This window comes from Pseudomonas sp. GW823-FHT02F05, from assembly GCF_058797315.1.
Genome location: NZ_JBXAJM010000053.1, coordinates 1 through 779 on the forward strand (window position 1 = coordinate 1; position 779 = coordinate 779).

The following is a 779-nucleotide window of genomic DNA, read 5'->3' on the forward strand; positions in this document are numbered from 1 at the left end:
CGCTCGCCACTACTAAGGGAATCTCGGTTGATTTCTTTTCCTCAGGGTACTTAGATGTTTCAGTTCCCCTGGTTCGCTTCTTGCACCTATGTATTCAGTACAAGATAACCATCTTATGATGGCTGGGTTCCCCCATTCAGACATCTCCGGATCAAAGTCTGTTTGCCGACTCCCCGAAGCTTTTCGCAGGCTACCACGTCTTTCATCGCCTCTGACTGCCAAGGCATCCACCGTATGCGCTTCTTCACTTGACCATATAACCCCAAGCAATCTGGTTATACTGTGAAGACGACATTCGCCGAAAATTCGAATTTCTCAATTAAGAGAACTCACAAATTTTACCTTAGCCTGATCCGTTACCAGTGAAAGTAACGTTCAGTCTATCTTTCTATCACATACCCAAATTTTTAAAGAACGAACTAGTCAAAGACTAGAAATCAACATTCACCATCACAACGATGGAATGCTCATTTCTAAGCTTTATACAAACAGAAGCAGTAGTGGTGGAGCCAAACGGGATCGAACCGTTGACCTCCTGCGTGCAAGGCAGGCGCTCTCCCAGCTGAGCTATGGCCCCGTATTTCTACAGGCGTTTCCCACACAAAATTGGTGGGTCTGGGCAGATTCGAACTGCCGACCTCACCCTTATCAGGGGTGCGCTCTAACCAACTGAGCTACAGACCCAATTTCGGGCTGCTTCTTTCGTCTTCTTCAATGAATCAAGCAATTCGTGTGGGAACTTATGGAGCAGCTGATGTCGTCGATTAAGGAGGTGATCC

General features: G+C 46.9%; 2 tRNA genes and 1 rRNA gene. All 3 read right to left on the reverse strand.

The annotated features are described in order from the left end of the window. A 23S ribosomal RNA gene (locus AC1RAC_RS28285) occupies nt 1-254 on the reverse strand; the annotation flags it as partial. 247 nt (nt 255-501) lie between these two features. Beyond that, a tRNA-Ala gene (locus tag AC1RAC_RS28290) sits at nt 502-577 on the reverse strand. Between the two features lie 30 nt (nt 578-607). Beyond that, nucleotides 608-684: transfer RNA gene (locus AC1RAC_RS28295), tRNA-Ile, on the reverse strand. Nucleotides 685-779 lie beyond the last annotated feature (95 nt).